The sequence below is a fragment of the Klebsiella sp. CN_Kp066 genome (genome assembly GCF_040065135.1).
GTDB classification, from domain to species: Bacteria; Pseudomonadota; Gammaproteobacteria; order Enterobacterales; family Enterobacteriaceae; genus Klebsiella; species Klebsiella oxytoca.
Window position 1 is genome coordinate 57839 of the sequence record NZ_JBEAIU010000025.1, and the last position, 15788, is coordinate 73626.

Consider the following 15788-nt stretch of genomic DNA (forward strand, 5'->3'; position numbering starts at 1 on the left):
AAATAGCGCCATCGCTTCTAAGAGGAATCAATCATGACACCGACACCACTCACCTCCCGCGCAGCCGGCTGGGTAATATTTATCCTTGCGCTCGGCGCAGGCTTCAGCGTTGCCGCTATCTATTACGCGCAGCCGCTGCTGCCGCTAATGGGAGCAAACCTGCATTTGAGCGTTGAGGGTATGGGTCTGGTTCCGACCCTGACTCAGGCGGGCTATGCGCTGGGTATACTTTTCCTTCTACCGCTTGGCGACCGTCACGATCGCAGAAAGCTGATCCTGATGAAAAGCGCCGCGCTGGCAGTCCTGTTGCTGCTCTGCAGCCTTACCGGTCAGCTCACCACTCTGTTGATGGTTAGTTTGCTGATCGGGATGGCTGCGACAATGGCGCAGGATATCGTACCAGCTGCCGCGATTCTGGCTCCTGCGGGTAAACAAGGGAAAATGGTGGGTACGGTCATGACTGGCCTGCTGCTGGGGATCCTGCTGTCACGGACGGTGAGCGGGCTGGTGGGTGCGCTATTCGGCTGGCGGGTGATGTATCAGGCCGCTGCGGTCAGTATTGCACTGATTGGTCTGCTGATGTGGCGCGTGCTGCCGCGCTTTGAAATTCACTCAAACCTGACTTATCCGCAGCTGATGAAATCGATGGCCCACCTGTGGAAACGCTATCCGGCACTGCGTCGCGCCGCATTCGCTCAGGGGTTCCTCTCTATCGCCTTCAGCGCATTCTGGTCCACCCTGGCGGTCATGTTACTGGCGCACTATCAGATGGGCAGCGCGGTAGCCGGCGGCTTTGGTATTGCAGGCGCTGCCGGGGCGCTCGCCGCCCCGCTGGCTGGCGGCCTGGCCGATAAATTCGGAGCCGAAAAAGTCACGCAAATGGGCGCGGCGCTGGTTACCGTTTCTTTTGCCCTGATGTTTCTGCTGCCTGCGCTACCGCCGCATGGCCAGCTGATCCTGATTGCCATCTCGGCCGTCGGTTTTGACCTTGGACTGCAATCCAGCCTCGTGGCGCACCAGAACCTGGTGTATGGTCTGGAGCCTCAGGCGCGCGGTCGTCTCAATGCGCTGTTGTTTACCGGCGTGTTTATCGGAATGTCGCTCGGCTCAGTGCTGGGAAGCAAACTGTATGTGATAGCAGGCTGGAGCGGTGTAGTGACTCTCGCCGTCATTACCGGCGCTATCGCCCTCGGCATCCGCCTGATAGAAAGCGCGAGGGTCGTTTCGGCGCAACGAACCGTCAGGTAAAAAAAAGCCGCCCTGCTGGCAATACAGGGCGGCTTTTGTGTCAGGAAGAGAACTTAGACCGTGCGGCGAGCAAACTCTTTGACGCGGAAGCCCAGCAGCAACAGCGTCGCGAAATAGGCGACGACACCCGCTACCACGACTACCATCAAACGCAGCAGGCGGAACGGCATCGTCCCCTGCGACCACTCCGGCATCAGGTACATCACACCCAACAGCGCCGCAGACATCACGATGACGGCAATCACCAGGCGCAGCAGGAACAGGAACCAGCCGGGCTGAGGGGTGAATATTTTCTGTTTCCTCAGCTGCCAGTAGAGCAGCCCGGCGTTAAGGCAGGCCGCCAGGCCAATCGACAACGACAGACCGGCATGCTTTAGCGGACCAATAAAGGCGAGGTTCATAACCTGCGTCATGATCAGCGTGACGATGGCAATTTTCACCGGCGTTTTAATGTCCTGACGCGAATAGAACCCGGGAGCCAGTACCTTAACCACAATGAGTCCCATCAGGCCAACGGAATAAGCGACCAGCGCGCGCTGGGTCATCGCGGCATCAAAGGCGGTAAATTTTCCGTACTGGAATAACGCGACCGTCAGCGGCTTGGCCAGTATCCCTAACGCCACGGCGCTCGGTAGCGCAAGCAGAAAGCACAGGCGCAATCCCCAGTCCATCAAACGGCAGTATTCGTCGTGATTGCCGCTGGCAAAGCTTTTGGACAGAGAAGGCAGCAGAATGGTCCCCAGCGCCACGCCCAGCACGCCGGACGGAAACTCCATCAGGCGATCGGCATAGTACATCCATGACACCGAGCCGGAGACGAGGAACGAGGCAAAAATGGTATTGATAATCAGGGAAATCTGGCTAACCGAGACGCCGAGGATCGCCGGCCCCATCTGTTTCACCACCCGCACCGCGCCGGCATCTTTGAGGTTGATTCGCGGCAGCACCAGCATGCCGATTTTCTTCAAATGCGGCAGCTGCCAGGCAAGCTGCAAAATACCGCCAACCGTCACCGCCCACGCCATGGCCAGCATCGGCGGATTAAAGTAGGGCGCGGCAAACAGCGCAAAACCAATCATGCTGACGTTCAGGAAAGTCGGAGCAAAAGCAGGCACCGAAAAGCGGTTCCAGGTATTCAGGATGGCGCCCACGAGTGAAGCCAGGGAGATCAACAGAATATAGGGAAAAGTGATGCGCAAGAGCTGAGTGGTCAGGGCGAACTTTTCGGGCGTATTGGCAAATCCCGGCGCGGTGATGGTGATCACCCACGGTGCCGCCAGCATACCAGCGATGGTCACCAGCGCCAGCACCAGCGTCAGCAGCCCCGAAACATAGGCGACGAAAACCCGGGTCGCATCTTCACCCTGCTTGCTTTTATATTCCGCCAGAATCGGCACAAAAGCCTGTGAGAACGCGCCCTCAGCAAAAATACGCCGTAAAAGATTCGGAAGTTTGAAAGCAACGAAGAAGGCGTCGGTGGCCATCCCTGCGCCAAAAATACGCGCCACAATCGCATCGCGCGCAAAACCCAGCACGCGCGAAAACATGGTCATCGAACTGACGGCCGCCAGTGATTTTAAAAGATTCATTAACGTGTTATTCCACAACCCTGGAGTAAAACGCCCGCTCAGGCGGGCGCTGGAAAGTGGCGATAGTCTACCGGGTTCATAATGAATTACTACTGCCAGTTGTTACAACGGGTTATTCGCTCATCGCCTCGCGCCAGAGTTTCTCCACGATACGCTGAGCAAGCAGCGCCTGTTCGCCGGAGGTTTCAGGAACCGTCTGATTTTGCACGCATTCGATAAAATGCCGGGCGCAGCCGGTGAATCCTCGTTGCTCAAGGGTGGTCTGCCAGCCGGGGACCGGACGCTGGATCACGCCGCGCCCCCGCTCCTCCTGCCACTCCCGCATATCACGGACTTCATATAATCCACCGTCGGTTACCGCCTGCACCCACTCCCGCTGGCTTCCAGCGCGGCGGTGCATACTGGTGGTCATTTGGATCATCCCGCAGCTGAAATGATGTTCAGCATAAAGCATTTCACCCTGGGCCGTCGTGAGCAGCGTACCGCCGTTTAAACGGGCTTTATCGCCCGCCAGCCATAGCGCGGTGTCGACGACATGCAGATAGTCATCCAGCAGCGTAAAGCGCAGATCGTGGCCCACGCTGTCGCTACGGTGTTTATCCATCCGCAGCGAAGCCGCGTTACCGAGCTGAGCTTTAAGTTCGCGATAGAGAGGGGAGAAGCGGCGATTAAATCCGACCATAAGAGTAAGATGGCGGCGGGCCGCCAGCTCAACCAACGTCTCCGCATCGCTAAGCTTGTCGGCCAGCGGTTTATCAACGCAGACATGAACTCCGGCATTGAGTAACCGACTAACCACTTCATAATGTGAAACCGTTGAAGTATGGACGAATACAGCATCACACTGCGCCGCCAGCTGTTCCAGAGTATCCGCATAGGGGATACGCCACGTTTCACAGATGCGCAGCGCTTTCTCTTTTCCCGGCGACCACGCCGCCTGTAGCGTCCAGCCATCCGCTGCTCCCAGCACCGGCAGCCAGCCCTTTTGCGCAATGCTACCTAAACCAACGACGCCGATGCGTAGTTTCGCCGACATGCTTAATCTCCTGAATGAGGCAGCAGTGAATCCAGACGCGCTTTAAGTTCAGCGACGTCCGCTTCCAGCGCCTCAACGCGGGCCTGGAGATCGTCACCCGCCGGCGAAACGGCTTCAACGGCGGTAATCAGCGAATCCATATCATCGCAGAACAGGTGCATATAGCGGCTTTCACGCTTCCCGGGTTCCCGCGGCAGACGCGCAACATAGGGGCCGTCGTCTCGCGTAGCCAAATTTTCGAGGACGCTTTCCACCTCTGCCATATCGCTGAATTCATGCATTCTCTGCGCCCGCCCGCGCAGTTCTCCGGGCGTCTGCGCCCCGCGCAGCAGCAACGTGGTAATAATTGCCACTTCCGCTGGAGTTAATTTCAGGTCGCCAAATTCAGAGTTGCAGAAGCGCTGTTCATATTTGGTCACCCGATTGCCGAAACCGCTTACCGTACGCAAAAAATGACGCTTAACTAACGTATCGAGGAGCTCCTGCACGTCATTTTCGCTGAGCGACATCACCGGTTCACGGTTCGTTTTCTGATTACAGGCGGTCACCACCGCGTTGACCGACAGGGGGTACTGCTCCGGCGTGGTGACCTGCTTTTCCAACAGACAGCCAATGACTCGCGCCTCATGCGCGGTTAACTGATATTTCATGATGTCTCCTTAGCGACCCGGGGTCCAGTCCGGTGTCGTCAACGCCGTCAGTACGTGATCGCGCCACTGCCCATCAATGAGCAGGTAATCTTTGGCGTAACCCTCTTTTTCAAAACCCAGACGCGCCAGCAAATCGCCGCTACGCTGATTATGCGGCATATAGTTTGCCATTATGCGATGGATATGTTGCGTGCGCTGCATATAGCGAATTGCCGACGTCAGCGCTTCAAACATTAGCCCCTGCCCTTGCCATTTCTCTCCGATAGAGTAACCGAGATAGCAGGCATGAAACGATCCGCGCACCACGTTCGAAAAATTCGCCACGCCGATAATCTCTTTTTCTTCGGGGTCCAGCAGCGCAAAATAGAATGCCGAACCCTGCTTGTGAAACTCCGAAATCATCGATAAACGCGCCTGCCAGCCGGAAGGATAACAGTGGCTGTCGTCGCGCACTGGTTCCCAGGGTTTTAAGAACCCTTTATTTTCCGCGTAGTAATCGGCCAGACGCCAGGCGTCACGATCGTGTACCAGCCGCACCACCAGCCGATCCGTCGTCAAACGCACCTTCGGTACGTTACTGCGATAGCCAAACATTCCCCTCTCCTGTTCCCCTGACGCAATACTTGCTGACTTTACTATACCTGTCCTGCAGGGATGTGTGAAAACAGCAACATACCATTTTCTGCACCATCTCTGCTTTTCGATGAATAGCCTCTATCGTTCTTGCATTTTGATAAAAAAATATTGTCGCGAGTTAGCTGGGAAAATAGCCATTAACCCCGCAAAATATCAGAGCTTATTCTTATTTTTCCCGGGAGGGGAAATGTCCCGCGTATCGCAGGCAAGGAGCCTGGGTAAATATTTCCTGTTAGTTGATAACATGCTGGTCGTACTCGGCTTTTTCGTCGTGTTCCCGCTCATCTCTATTCGCTTTGTCGATCAGATGGGGTGGGCCGCGTTAATGGTCGGCATTGCGCTCGGGCTGCGTCAACTGGTGCAGCAAGGTTTAGGGATATTCGGCGGTGCGATTGCCGACCGTTTTGGTGCCAAACCGATGATCGTCACCGGAATGCTGATGCGCGCTGCCGGTTTCGCCGCGATGGCCGTCGCCCATGAACCATGGGTCCTGTGGTTATCCTGCATACTCTCCGGTCTCGGCGGTACGCTGTTCGATCCCCCGCGGGCGGCGCTGGTGGTTAAGCTGGTTCGCCCACACCAGCGCGGGCGTTTCTTCTCCATTCTGATGATGCAGGACAGCGCCGGGGCGGTGATCGGCGCGCTGCTGGGTAGCTGGCTGCTGCAGTATGATTTTCGTCTGGTGTGCAGCGCTGGAGCGGCCCTGTTTATCGCCTGCGCGGCGTTCAATGCCTGGTATCTCCCGGCCTGGAAGCTGTCAACGGTCAAAACGCCGGTTCGTGAAGGGCTGGGCCGCGTGCTGCGTGACAAACGATTTGTCACCTACGTCTTGACGCTAACCGGATATTACATGCTGGCAGTACAGGTCATGTTAATGCTGCCGATTATGGTTAACGATATTGCGGGTTCTCCGGCGGCGGTAAAATGGATGTATGCCATCGAAGCCACCATTTCACTGACGCTGCTTTATCCGATTGCCCGCTGGAGCGAAAAACGGTTTCGCCTTGAGCATCGGCTGATGACCGGACTGCTGATTATGACGCTGGCAATGATGCCGATTGGCCTGAGCAGCAATCTGCAGCAGCTGTTCACGCTGATCTGCGTGTTTTATATCGGGTCCATCATCGCCGAGCCTGCGCGCGAGACGCTTGGCGCTTCGCTGGCGGATGCCAGAGCGCGCGGCAGCTATATGGGCTTTAGCCGTCTGGGATTAGCCTTCGGCGGCGCTTTCGGCTACGCAGGCGGCGGCTGGCTGTTCGATGCCGGTAAGGCGACGGGTCAGCCGGAGCTGCCGTGGCTGATGCTGGGCGCGATCGGTCTTGCGACGTTTGTTGCTCTGTGGTGGCAGTTCAGTCCAAAACGTTCAACGTCCGGTATGCTCGAGCCGCGCACCTGATTTGCCGGACCGTCGTTTCTCCTCCATACTGAATTGAGGAAGTTCAGCAACAATGGAGGAGAAACGTGAAGTTATATATCTACGATCACTGCCCGTTCTGCCTGAAAGCCCGCATGATTTTCGGCCTGAAAAATATCCCTGTCGAACTGATCACGCTCCTGAACGATGATGAATCAACCCCAACCCGCATGATCGGCCAGAAAATGGCGCCCATCCTGCAAAAAGACGATAGTCGCTATATGCCAGAAAGCATGGATATCGTGCACTATGTCGATAAACTTGATGGAAAACCGCTACTGACCGGAGCGCGTAACCCGGCTATTGAAACCTGGCTGCGCAAGGTCAACGTCTACGCGAATCGTCTGTTGATCCCGCGTTTCGCCAAATCCGCATTTGATGAATTCTCAACCCCAGAGGCGCGCGCTTATTTTGTGAATAAGAAGGAAGCGGCTATCGGTAGCTTTGCCGATCACCTCGCCCATTCTACCGGTCTGGTTAAGAACATCAGCGACGATCTGCGCGCGTTGGATAAACTTATCGTCCAGCCAAACGCCGTCAACGGGGAGCTGTCTGAAGATGATATTCATCTCTTCCCACTCCTGCGGAATCTGACGCTGGTTGCCGGGGTGAACTGGCCGAGCCGCGTGGCCGCCTATCGCGACAATATGGCTAAACAGACGCAAATCAATCTGCTTTCCTCAATGGCTATTTAAGCTCAGGGCAGCGGAAGGTATTGCCCTTCGCTGCCTCACCGCCCGCTTTTTAAGTCTTTTCCGCTAGCACCTCCTGCGCTGGCGGGTCATGCTGCTTTGTGTCAGGATGAACCCATGGCATGACATTAAGGAATCCAATGAAAAAGATGTTTATCGCGGCCGCGCTTATCGTCAGCGGCCTGCTGAGCGGCTGTAATCAGCTTACGCAATATTCCGTGAGTGAGCAGGAGATCAACCAGGCGCTGCAGAAACGTAACCACTTCGCCAAGGATATTGGCCTGCCCGGCGTTGCGGATGCTCATATTGAACTGCAAAACCTGACCAGCGCGATTGGTCGTGAAGAACCCAATAAAGTGACGCTAAGCGGCGTTGCTAATTTAGATCTGAATTCACTATTCGGGAACCAGAAAGCGACCATTGACCTGAAGCTAAAAGCGCTGCCGACCTTCAACAAAGAGAAAGGCGCCATTTTCCTGCAGGAAATGGAGGTGGTGGACGCAAAGGTTCAACCTGAAAAACTGCAGTCCGTGGTACAGACGCTCATTCCTTACCTGAATCAGTCGCTGCGTAGCTACTTCAATCAGCAGCCTGCCTACGTCCTGCGCGAAGACGCCAGCGCGGGCGAAGCGTTGGCGAAAAAGTATGCGAAAGGGATTGAGGTTAAGCCAGGTGAGATTATTATCCCGTTCACTAACTAACGGCTCGGGCGCAGAAGCGCCCGTTTTTTTACAGAAGTTGATGCAAAGGAAAACGTTTACGCTTATCCTTAGTGCCCGGCAAAAACAGCCCTGATGACTGACCCTATTTAGCCGGAGCCTTCCATGACAGCACAATCCCAGGTATTGAAAATCCGCCGCCCTGACGACTGGCATATCCATCTGCGCGATGACGATATGTTAAAAACCGTCGTGCCTTACACCAGTGAGTTTTATGGCCGGGCGATCGTGATGCCGAATCTGGTACCCCCTGTCACCACCGTCGAAGCCGCCCTTGCCTATCGCCAGCGCATCATGGCGGCAATCCCGGCGGGCCACGATTTTACGCCGCTGATGACCTGTTATCTGACGGATACGCTCGACCCTGCTGAGCTGGAACGCGGATTCAACGAGGGCGTTTTCACCGCCGCCAAACTTTATCCGGCCAATGCCACCACCAACTCCAGCCACGGCGTCACCAGCACTGATGCAATCATGCCGGTACTGGAGCGCATGGAAAAGCTGGGTATGCCCCTGCTGGTGCACGGTGAAGTCACTCACGCGGACATCGATATTTTTGACAGAGAAGCGCGGTTCATTGAAACCGTCATGGAGCCGCTGCGTCGGCGCCTGCCGGGTCTGAAAGTGGTGTTCGAACACATCACCACCAAAGATGCCGCTGAATACGTACGCGACGGCAATGAGCTGCTGGCGGCGACCATCACCCCGCAGCACCTGATGTTTAACCGCAATCATATGCTGGTTGGCGGCGTGCGTCCCCATCTTTATTGCCTGCCGATCCTTAAACGCAATATTCACCAGCAGGCGCTGCGCGAACTGGTGGCCAGCGGTTTTGACCGCGCCTTCCTCGGTACTGATTCCGCTCCGCATGCCCGCCATCGTAAGGAAGCCAGCTGCGGATGTGCAGGCTGTTTTAACGCCCCGACCGCCCTGGGCAGCTACGCCACGGTGTTCGAGGAGATGAACGCCCTGCAGCACTTTGAAGCCTTTTGTTCGCTTAATGGCCCTCGCTTCTATGGTCTGCCGGTCAATGAAGGCTACGTTGAGCTGGTGCGCGAAGAGAGCCTGGTGGTAGAGAGTATCGCTCTGCCTGGCGACGCGCTGGTGCCGTTCCTGGCAGGAGAAACCGTGCGCTGGAGCATGAAGAAATAAATACCTCTCCCCCTGTTGTAAATGCGACAACCATACTGTATAAATAAACAGTACATTACACAGGGGGCAATTATGCGTATCGAAGTCTCTATCGCCAAATCGACAGCCTTACCCAACGGCGCTTTAGATGCGCTGAACAATGAACTCTCCCGCCGTATCGAACAGCAGTTCCCCTCGACGTCAAGCCAGGTGACGGTTCGCTACGCGGCTAATAACAATCTGTCGGTTATCGGCGGCCTGAAAGAAGACAAAGACCGGATTAGCGAAATCCTGCAAGAAACCTGGGAAAGCGCTGACGACTGGTTTGTCCGCGACTAGTCAATTAAATTTGCTCCCTCATTGTGCAACTTTTTGCCGGGTCGCCCCGGCTTTTTTATTTTTTTGATACTCAGACTTCCCCCTATTGCTTTTGCTTAGCACCTTCAAAAATAACGTATAACTGAATTGTGTTTGCGTAAAAAAACAGCAGTCAGCAGCGTATGTATCTCTTTTTCATTTAATTTCTCGAGTTTATTCTTGACTGCTGATATAATTAACTTGCTTCAAAAAACACGCATTAAACCTCGAGAACTGTTGTCTTTTAACATATGAATAAGGGGTTATGATGGAAAAGAATAATGAAGTCATCCAGACCCATCCCCTCGTTGGATGGGACATCAGCACCGTAGATAGTTACGATGCGCTGATGTTGCGCCTGCACTACCAAAACCCCGCTCAAGAAAGCAGTAGAGACGCAGAGATTGGCCAGACGCTATGGCTAACGACGGACGTCGCACGTCAGTTTATTTCTATTCTGGAAGCAGGTATTGCGAAGATTGAATCAGGCGAATACCAGGAAAATGAGTATCGAAGACATTAAGATTTAGCAAAAATGTCTTAATATTCACCTAACAGGCACCTTCGGGTGCCTGAACTATTTTCGGGCTTGTATATCAGCAGGTTGTTAATTACCCTGCTAATAAAGCAATAACCTGGAACTCACCATGCAATACGATCTTATCATTATCGGTAGCGGCTCCGTCGGCGCTGCCGCAGGCTATTATGCTCGCCAGGCAGGACTTAACGTACTGATGATTGATGCCTATCAGCCTCCGCATCAGGAAGGTAGCCATCACGGCAGCACCCGTCTGATACGTCATGCTTACGGCGAAGGCGAAAGATACGTCCCTCTGGTACTACGCGCGCAGAAGCTATGGGATGAGTTTGCCGCCGCCAGTGGGGAAGCCGTTTTTGAGCGTACAGGGGTGATTAACCTCGGGCCTGCCGACTCCGACTTTCTGCGCAACGTGGCCAGCAGCGCGCGCGAGTTCCAGCTCAATATTGAAGAAATGGATGCGCAGACAGTGATGACTCGCTGGCCGGAAATTCGTATTCCTGACGATTACCGGGCGATATTTGAACCCGCATCCGGGATACTGCGCAGCGAACTGGCCGTTGAAACCTGGATCCGTCTGGCACGCGAAGCGGGAGCTGCGCAATTGTTCAACTGCCCGGTTTCTGCTATTCACCACCAACCGGACGGCGTAACCGTTGAGACGCTGGACGGCGAGTACAGCGGCAAAAAACTCCTTGTCAGCGCCGGTACCTGGGTTACGCGTCTGTTGCCAGAACTCCCTGTCCAACCGGTACGTAAAATTTTCGCCTGGTTTCAGGCCGATGGTCGCTACAGCAGCAAAAATAACTTCCCGGCGTTTACCGGCGAGTTAGCCAATGGCGATCAGTTTTACGGTTTCCCGGCAGAAGATAACGAATTAAAAATCGGTAAGCATAACGGCGGGCAGCTTATTTCCACTCCGGAGGAGCGCAAGCCGTTTGGCTCTGTTGCCACGGACGGTTCAGAATCTTTTAGTTTCTTGCGTAACGTGTTGCCCGGTATCGGCGGCTGCCTGCACGGCGCATCCTGCACCTATGACAATACTGCTGACGAAGACTTTATTATTGATATGCTACCCGGCCAGCCGGATACGCTGCTGATCACCGGCCTGAGCGGTCACGGCTTTAAATTTGCTCCGGTTTTAGGCGAACTGGCCACACGGTTCGCGCTTGAAGAACCCTTTGGATTTGATCTATCTGCGTTTTCACTGGCGCGGTTTAATAAATAACTGCCCGCTGCCCAACGTCACAACTACGCTAAAGAAACGGCCTCGTTTGAGGCCGTTAATAACTGAGAGAGATGATGCGTCGCCTGTTTGAATTACTGGTTAACAACGTCCGCGAACATTTTATGATCTACCTGGCGCTGTGGCTGCTGCTGGCGTTTATCGATCTTATCTGGTTATGGTTTTTCTGACGGCTCAGGATCGGGGATCCCCAGCTTAGTATTCAGACGACCGCGGGATTTATTAAAGATCTTATTGCCATTTTCCCGTCCGGCACGCAGTTTTCTCTGCTCCTCTTCCGGCAGCTTATGTTCTTCCATGCAGGCTTCGCTACAGCAGCCGGCGAATTTCTCCGCGCAGGAAGGACACTGGATAAACAGCAGATGGCAACCATCATTCAGGCAATTGGTATGACTATCGCACGGAGCGCCGCACTGATGGCAATGGGCGATAACGTCATCTGAGATACGCTCCCCCATCCGCTCATCGAAGACAAAGTTTTTACCGACAAAGCGTACCGGCAGCCCCTGCTCGCGGGCGCGTCTCGCATACTCGATAATCCCGCCCTCAATATGCGAGACTTTAGTAAATCCGTTGTGCTTCATCCAGGCGCTGGCTTTTTCACAACGGATACCGCCGGTGCAGTACATCACGATATTCTTATCTTTATGTTCCTGCATCATCTCCACGGCTTTTGGTAGCTGGTCGCGAAAAGTATCCGCCGGGATCTCCAGTGCGTTCTCGAAATGGCCAACCTCATACTCGTAGTGATTGCGCATATCAATAAAGACCGCATTGGGATCGTCCAGCATCGCGTTAACCTCTGCGGCTTTCAGATAATCCCCCACGTCCGTGGCATCAAATGTCGGATCGTCAATTCCATCCGCCACGATCCGATCGCGAACCTTGAGGCGCAGAACCCAAAATGATTTACCGTCATCGTCCAGAGCGATATTCAGGCGGAGCCCATTGAGGGCGGGGTCAAAACCGTATAAGAATTCGCGCAGCGCATCGACCCGGCTTTGCGGGACGCTGATTTGCGCGTTAATCCCTTCATGAGCCAGGTAAATTCGGCCAAAGACATTAAGCTTAGTCAGCGCAATCCACAGCGCATCGCGCGTGGCTTTTGGGTCAATAATAGAGAAATATTTATAAAACGAGATCGTCGTGCGCGGCTCGGTTTCAGCCAACATTTGCGCTTTTAACGTCTCATTTGAAATGCGGTTATGTAACACTGGCATGGTGTACCTGCTCGGCATAGTCAATGAGTAAAATAAACGGCGGGCATCATATAGCAAACACGCTTAATTTACATCCCTACATTTTGCGCTACATTTTTCTCACCCATATTTGCTTGCATTAACATTAAATGCCATCTGAGGCCGGTATTTTGGCTGAGGCATAAAAAAATGCGATAATAGAACACGTTGCTTAATTAAACAGGTATGAGATGACCCATTTACCTAAATTTTCCGCAGCGTTGCTGCACCCGCGTTACTGGTTGCTTTGGTTAGGAATCGGCCTGCTGTGGTTGGTAGTTCAGCTGCCTTATCCGCTGATTTATCGCCTCGGTACTGGTCTTGGGCGTATCGCCATGCGGCTAATGAAGCGCCGGGCAAAAATAGCCCATCGCAATCTGGAGCTTTGTTTTCCTGATAAAAGCGAGCAAGAGCGTCACCGGATGGTCGTGGCAAACTTTGAATCCGTCGGTATGGGGCTGATGGAAACCGGTATGGCCTGGTTCTGGCCGACGAAGCGTATTGCGCGCTGGACGGACTCCATCGGCGTAGAGCATATCCGCGATGTACAGGCGCAAAAGCGCGGCATTTTGCTTATTGGCATTCATTTCCTGACCCTGGAAATGGGCGCCCGCATGTTCGGCATCAATGAGCCGGGTATCGGGGTTTATCGCCCTAATGATAACCCGGTTATCGACTGGCTACAGACCTGGGGACGGCTGCGCTCCAACAAAGACATGATCGATCGTAAAGATCTCAAGGGTATGATCCGCGCATTGAAAAAGGGAGAAGTGATCTGGTACGCGCCGGACCACGACTATGGCCCCGCCGCCAGCGTGTTTGTGCCGTTTTTCGCCGTTGACCAGGCCGCGACGACCTCCGGCACCTGGATGCTGGCAAAGATGTCAAAAGCCTGCATCGTCCCCTTCGTTCCGCGCCGTAAACCCGACGGTAAAGGTTATGAGCTGATCATCCTGCCGCCAGAGTGCGATCCGCCGCTGGACGATGCGGAGACGACCGCTCTATGGATGAATAAAGTTGTTGAGAAATGCATATTAATGGCGCCGGAGCAGTATATGTGGATGCACCGCCGCTTTAAAACGCGTCCGGAAGGCGTTCCTTCTCGTTATTAAATCTTTTCCATTTTCCGCCTGGTTATCCCGCATCTGAACACGGATGCGGGATATGTCACCTTGTTTAGTCCCCTCCTTTAGCTTTAAAAGCTCTCCTGCATTGCGGCTGTCATTTCTCAGGCGCATAATTAGCATGCTCATATTTTCAATTATTTGACCTGCGCTGCAGGCCAGTGGAATCCTATGTCGTCTGCTGATACCCCTATTAACTGGAAACGTAATCTCACCGTCACCTGGCTCGGCTGCTTTTTAACCGGGGCGGCCTTTAGCCTGGTGATGCCATTTCTCCCTTTGTACGTTGAACAGCTCGGCGTCACCGGCCACAGTGCCCTGAATATGTGGTCAGGGCTGGTTTTCAGCATTACCTTTTTATTTTCAGCCGTAGCTTCTCCCTTCTGGGGCGGACTCGCGGACCGCAAAGGGCGCAAAATAATGCTGCTGCGCTCAGCCCTCGGTATGGCTATCGTCATGCTGCTCATGGGGCTGGCGCAGAATATCTGGCAATTTCTGATCCTGCGCGCGCTGTTAGGCCTGCTCGGCGGATTTATTCCCAACGCCAATGCGCTGATCGCAACGCAAATCCCCCGCCATAAGAGCGGCTGGGCGCTGGGGACCCTCTCTACGGGGGCCGTTAGCGGCGCGCTGCTGGGGCCGCTGGCTGGCGGCTTCCTGGCCGACCACTGGGGGTTACGCACCGTCTTCTTTATGACAGCAAGCGTACTGTTTATTTGTTTCTTATTTACCCTGTTTCTCATCCGCGAGAATTTTGTCGCGGTCAGCAAAAAAGAGATGCTCAGCGCGAAAGACGTCTTTTCGTCGCTTAAAAGTCCAAAGCTGGTGCTGAGCCTGTTTGTAACATCACTGATTATCCAGGTCGCTACCGGTTCCATCGCTCCGATTCTGACGCTTTACGTGCGCGATCTTGCTGGCAACGTAAGTAATATTGCGTTTATCAGCGGTATGATAGCTTCAGTCCCCGGCATTGCCGCCCTGCTTAGCGCCCCTCGCCTCGGGAAGCTCGGCGATCGTATTGGTCCGGAGAAGATCCTGATCGTCGCGCTGGTGATTTCAGTCCTGCTCCTGATTCCTATGTCGTTCGTCCAGACGCCGCTGCAATTGGGGATCCTGCGCTTCCTGCTAGGCGCCGCTGACGGCGCGCTGCTGCCGGCGGTACAGACGCTGCTGGTGTATAACTCGACCAGCCAAATCTCGGGCAGAATATTCAGCTATAACCAGTCGTTTCGCGATATCGGTAACGTCACTGGACCGCTGATCGGCGCGTCGGTTTCCGCCAACTACGGTTTTCGGGCGGTCTTTCTGGTGACCGCATTTGTGGTGCTGTTTAACGCGGTTTACTCAACTCTGACCCTTGGCCGCGTTCGTCGTCAGCGGGCTACGGACAATCCGGGTTCCGGCAATCATTCGGTAAATTAATGCTCCCTCCTTGACGCATTGCCAACCGCCTTCTATAGATTGAATCGTATTCATTTCTATTCTTCTTAGGAGGTTAGCCATGCCAAAGGATTCGATGTTCTATGCCACGCTCGAAGAAGCAATCGATGCAGCCCGCGAGGAGTTTCTGGCTAATAATCCGGACAGCGACGAAGAAAGCGCCAGCATTGAGCAGTTAAATATCCAGAAGTACGTGCTTCAGGACGGTGATATTGCCTGGCAGGCAGAATTTTTTGCCGACGAAGATCAGCAGGGAGAATGCCTGCCAGTACTCAGCGGCCAGGCTGCGCAAAGCGTCTTTGACGGTGATTATGATGAGATTGAGCTGCGCCAGGAGTGGCTGGAAGAGAACACGCTGCATGAATGGGATGAAGGTGAATTTCAGCTTGAACCCTCGCTCGATACCGAAGAGGGCCAGGCTGCGGCCGATGAATGGGATGAACGCTAATTAGTTGTAGGGGCCATGGCTGGCATCAAGCGGCAGCAGAAGCGTATCGAACACCAGCGAAAAGGGCAGATCGAGGATCGTGATGTAGCGCCATGAGGAATCACGGACATCCCATTGCACGCCGGGATAGTACTGATTTCCATGGCCCTGCCCTGGCACCGTGCGACTGATAATGCTCCCGCAGCCGCTCAGCAGCAGCGTCAATGCGATAACCAGCAAAACTCTCATCAACAACCTCTATTCTCAGGTCAAAAAAATACCGGCACTATTGCCGGTATTTTC

18 protein-coding genes are annotated in these 15788 nt (G+C 54.3%); 12 read left to right on the forward strand and 6 right to left on the reverse strand.

Annotation, left to right across the window (positions count from 1 at the left end):
* The first annotated feature begins 33 nt into the window (after nt 1-33).
* Entirely contained in the window at nt 34-1248 is a 1215-nt protein-coding gene (locus tag ABLV75_RS06700; RefSeq protein ID WP_004101059.1) for an MFS transporter, read from the forward strand.
* 53 nt (nt 1249-1301) lie between these two features.
* On the opposite strand, the gene murJ is transcribed toward ABLV75_RS06700, so the two are convergent.
* The 4 genes from murJ to rimJ form a co-directional block, all read right to left on the reverse strand.
* Nucleotides 1302-2837 carry a murein biosynthesis integral membrane protein MurJ gene (gene murJ, locus ABLV75_RS06705; RefSeq protein WP_004101058.1) on the reverse strand — a complete coding sequence of 512 codons (1536 nt, stop codon included), beginning with the start codon at nt 2835-2837 and terminating at the stop codon, nt 1302-1304.
* Nucleotides 2838-2949: 112 nt separating this feature from the next.
* The gene (locus ABLV75_RS06710; protein ID WP_004101057.1) at nt 2950-3873 is read right to left on the reverse strand and encodes a Gfo/Idh/MocA family oxidoreductase; all 924 of its coding nucleotides are present in this window, start codon (nt 3871-3873) and stop codon (nt 2950-2952) included.
* Nucleotides 3874-3875: 2 nt separating this feature from the next.
* Nucleotides 3876-4523, reverse strand: coding sequence for a YceH family protein (locus tag ABLV75_RS06715; RefSeq protein WP_004101051.1), 648 nt, complete (start codon nt 4521-4523; stop codon nt 3876-3878).
* Nucleotides 4524-4532: 9 nt separating this feature from the next.
* The gene (gene rimJ / locus ABLV75_RS06720; protein ID WP_004101049.1) at nt 4533-5117 is read right to left on the reverse strand and encodes a ribosomal protein S5-alanine N-acetyltransferase; all 585 of its coding nucleotides are present in this window, start codon (nt 5115-5117) and stop codon (nt 4533-4535) included.
* Nucleotides 5118-5346: 229 nt separating this feature from the next.
* Here rimJ and mdtH point away from each other — a divergent pair, with 229 nt between their 5' ends.
* The 8 genes from mdtH to ABLV75_RS06760 all read left to right on the forward strand — a co-directional run bounded on the left by mdtH (nt 5347) and on the right by ABLV75_RS06760 (nt 11426).
* The gene (mdtH, locus tag ABLV75_RS06725) at nt 5347-6555 is read left to right on the forward strand and encodes a multidrug efflux MFS transporter MdtH (RefSeq protein ID WP_004101048.1); all 1209 of its coding nucleotides are present in this window, start codon (nt 5347-5349) and stop codon (nt 6553-6555) included.
* 65 nt (nt 6556-6620) lie between these two features.
* Entirely contained in the window at nt 6621-7268 is a 648-nt protein-coding gene (gene grxB / locus ABLV75_RS06730) for a glutaredoxin 2 (RefSeq protein ID WP_004101046.1), read from the forward strand.
* 137 nt (nt 7269-7405) lie between these two features.
* Complete coding sequence (locus tag ABLV75_RS06735) at nt 7406-7966, forward strand: lipoprotein (RefSeq protein WP_004101044.1); 561 nt, start codon at nt 7406-7408, stop codon at nt 7964-7966.
* A 123-nt stretch (nt 7967-8089) separates the two neighbouring features.
* Entirely contained in the window at nt 8090-9136 is a 1047-nt protein-coding gene (gene pyrC, locus ABLV75_RS06740) for a dihydroorotase (RefSeq protein WP_004101042.1), read from the forward strand.
* A 72-nt stretch (nt 9137-9208) separates the two neighbouring features.
* On the forward strand, nt 9209-9454 hold the full coding sequence (gene dinI / locus ABLV75_RS06745; protein ID WP_004101040.1) for a DNA damage-inducible protein I: 246 nt from the start codon (nt 9209-9211) through the stop codon (nt 9452-9454).
* Nucleotides 9455-9740: 286 nt separating this feature from the next.
* Entirely contained in the window at nt 9741-9995 is a 255-nt protein-coding gene (gene bssS / locus ABLV75_RS06750) for a biofilm formation regulator BssS (protein ID WP_004101039.1), read from the forward strand.
* A 124-nt stretch (nt 9996-10119) separates the two neighbouring features.
* Entirely contained in the window at nt 10120-11238 is a 1119-nt protein-coding gene (gene solA, locus ABLV75_RS06755; protein ID WP_004101038.1) for an N-methyl-L-tryptophan oxidase, read from the forward strand.
* Between the two features lie 74 nt (nt 11239-11312).
* Nucleotides 11313-11426 carry a YceO family protein gene (locus tag ABLV75_RS06760; protein WP_004101037.1) on the forward strand — a complete coding sequence of 38 codons (114 nt, stop codon included), beginning with the start codon at nt 11313-11315 and terminating at the stop codon, nt 11424-11426.
* On the opposite strand, the gene ABLV75_RS06765 is transcribed toward ABLV75_RS06760, so the two are convergent.
* A complete protein-coding gene (locus ABLV75_RS06765) occupies nt 11412-12476 on the reverse strand; it encodes a rhodanese-related sulfurtransferase (protein WP_004101035.1) in 1065 nt (354 codons plus the stop codon). The genes ABLV75_RS06760 and ABLV75_RS06765 overlap by 15 nt on opposite strands.
* Before the next feature lie 209 nt (nt 12477-12685).
* Here ABLV75_RS06765 and ABLV75_RS06770 point away from each other — a divergent pair, with 209 nt between their 5' ends.
* From ABLV75_RS06770 to ABLV75_RS06780, 3 genes are all read left to right on the forward strand, one after another.
* Nucleotides 12686-13606: an LpxL/LpxP family Kdo(2)-lipid IV(A) lauroyl/palmitoleoyl acyltransferase gene (locus tag ABLV75_RS06770; RefSeq protein WP_004101033.1), complete on the forward strand. Its 921-nt coding sequence runs from the start codon at nt 12686-12688 to the stop codon at nt 13604-13606.
* A gap of 183 nt (nt 13607-13789) precedes the next feature.
* Nucleotides 13790-15040, forward strand: coding sequence for a multidrug efflux MFS transporter MdtG (mdtG, locus tag ABLV75_RS06775; protein WP_004101031.1), 1251 nt, complete (start codon nt 13790-13792; stop codon nt 15038-15040).
* Nucleotides 15041-15119: 79 nt separating this feature from the next.
* The gene (locus ABLV75_RS06780; RefSeq protein WP_004101030.1) at nt 15120-15506 is read left to right on the forward strand and encodes a MysB family protein; all 387 of its coding nucleotides are present in this window, start codon (nt 15120-15122) and stop codon (nt 15504-15506) included.
* Here ABLV75_RS06780 and ABLV75_RS06785 read toward each other — a convergent pair whose 3' ends face one another.
* Nucleotides 15507-15734: a YceK/YidQ family lipoprotein gene (locus ABLV75_RS06785; RefSeq protein ID WP_004101029.1), complete on the reverse strand. Its 228-nt coding sequence runs from the start codon at nt 15732-15734 to the stop codon at nt 15507-15509.
* Nucleotides 15735-15788: the final 54 nt, after the last annotated feature.